This is a genomic window from candidate division WOR-3 bacterium (assembly GCA_029858255.1).
Taxonomy (GTDB): domain Bacteria; phylum Hydrothermota; class Tepidihabitantia; order SM23-42; family SM23-42; genus SM23-42.
The window spans coordinates 1-2,006 of record JAOUFJ010000082.1; the positions used below are offsets into that span (position 1 = coordinate 1).

Consider the following 2,006-nt stretch of genomic DNA (forward strand, 5'->3'; position numbering starts at 1 on the left):
ATGACGGTCGGCACATGCTTCTTGTATAGCTCATGAATCTGATCTACCTCGTATCCGAGCGCTATCAGTGATGCAATGATGGCACCTGTGCTCGTGCCGAACACGAGATCAAAACGTTTGTAAAGCGGGCACTTGAGCATGCCCTCGATCTCTTTAAGAACACCGAGCGTATAAAAACCCTTTGCGCCCCCACCGTCTAGCGCCAGAATTCGACAAAGGCCGTCTTGCTCATATTCAGCAGTGAGTGTTGAAGGCGTTGCAGCTAATACATTCATATGCGCCGTCCTAATAAAGGAATCAAAGAAAATTGATGGGGTTCATTTACATGGGGACGGACTGAGCTGTCCCATTTCATTCATTTAATTATTTAATTTTTTTGCTCCTATGCAAATCTAAAACCAGCTTTTTAGCTTGTTGAATAAATTCCTGATAACAGACCATAAATCAGAATCCACATTCTTCAGTTTTTCGGCATTTACATGATCGATATAACGTCGTTTATCGACGCGATCACGTTCCTTCACTATCGCGATCCTTTTCTTGCTCATTGGGCCAGCCCATTCAACACGGTTATTGGTGATCCAGTAGTGTGAACGGCAGGGGTAATCCCAGTTACCAATCGACGGACGTAAGGAGACGGTATTGCCTGATCTTCTGATGCTCCATTCGGCAGGACTCAAAGGAGTGACAACTTCCAGACCGCAACCGCAGCAGCACAGATGCATGACGACATCGTTTTCTTCACTGATGTAGAGGATACCTGGCTCCAACTGCTCGGGAACGGAATCGACAGAAACCGGTGTGATGCTCATAAGCTTCATACGATTTGGTCCCTGGTCATGGATTGTACCGATGGCATGTACATCAATTCGTGCGCACTGGTCTCGTTGATATAGAAACCGCATTGCTGCTTCCAGGTTATCACGGCAATGATGGCGTTGATTGCATTCATGTCAGCGATCTGGATATTGGAATCATAAATATCCTTTTCCTTGTCTTCAGTAAACGGTAACGTGCAAGCATGGTCGTTCTTCTGTGGAGTCACGACAGTGGTGCGGCAGCGTCCCTGCAAACTTACCAGATCATCGATCTTTTCAATGGCCATACCGACGTCGATGAACGGAATATTACTGGCAACCAAGTATTCACTAATCAGTTTCCGTGAAGGCCCGTGGTCGATGGCGATAAATACAAAGTCAAAATTCGCCAGCTCTGCAACATTCTCATGGGTTACACGGCAAGGGTGCGGCACAATCCCATTCCTCATGGCGGAATACTGGGCATACAGGTAGTTGACTTTCTTCGGCCTGCCATGCAGCGCTTCTAGGGAGGCTGCACCAGGAGCGCGGTAAGCACTGCTACGTGTGAATACGTCATCATCGAACAAATGAATTTCGCGCACCGGTACCTTGGCCAACTGGTCCAGAATGTATCCACCGGTTCCACCCACACCAATTATTGCTATCTTTTCTTTCATAAGCTTTTGCGATACCGCAACGATTCCTGCTTTAGCAAACGACGGATTCGGGTATTTGAATATTGGGTTCTCTTCCCTTGACAGGATCACCTTGCCTGTCCTAGCGTCAACATTGGGATCAATCTGCTTGGCCGGTCCACTGATGACTTCGACGTAGTGCACCATCTTTTCGTGGTAATCCCGCGGAAAATCTTGCACCTCGAAATTCTTGTTGGAGAATCGCCTTGGCGCTACAAAGTCATCAAATAGCGGCATCGTGATGTTCTCTTCCAAGAACAGCGCTTTGATCTGAGAACCATCCGGGTAGCATGGCATATCACCCGAAAACCACAGGGTGTGATCAGCCGGCTTACCTTCTTGGTAAGCGGTGATGAGCGAGCCTATGGCTACCTCTTTGTCAGCGGTGACATACGGCACCGACCTCAGAATAAGGTATTCGTGTTTTAACTCGACTTCATAGCCCTCATCGAGCAAAAGCTGTATGTCTGCACTAAGAGCGATTTGATTTCCCCACGATGAACTTCATTCC

General features: G+C 47.6%; 3 protein-coding genes. All 3 read right to left on the reverse strand.

The window, feature by feature from the left end; all coding sequences use genetic code 11:
- On the reverse strand, positions 1-275 hold a 275-nt coding region (locus tag OEV79_12605; protein ID MDH4212277.1), incomplete at its 3' end, for a patatin-like phospholipase family protein.
- A gap of 117 nt (positions 276-392) precedes the next feature.
- Positions 393-821, reverse strand: coding sequence for a DUF6527 family protein (locus tag OEV79_12610; protein ID MDH4212278.1), 429 nt, complete (start codon positions 819-821; stop codon positions 393-395).
- A complete protein-coding gene (locus tag OEV79_12615; protein ID MDH4212279.1) occupies positions 818-1,978 on the reverse strand; it encodes a ThiF family adenylyltransferase in 1,161 nt (386 codons plus the stop codon). Before OEV79_12615 ends, OEV79_12610 begins: the two co-directional genes overlap by 4 nt.
- Positions 1,979-2,006: the final 28 nt, after the last annotated feature.

Bases quoted from the DNA above. Each gene is read 5' to 3' on its own strand.
- OEV79_12610 (MDH4212278.1), bottom strand. From the start codon at position 821: ATGAAGCTTATGAGCATCACACCGGTTTCTGTCGATTCCGTTCCCGAG.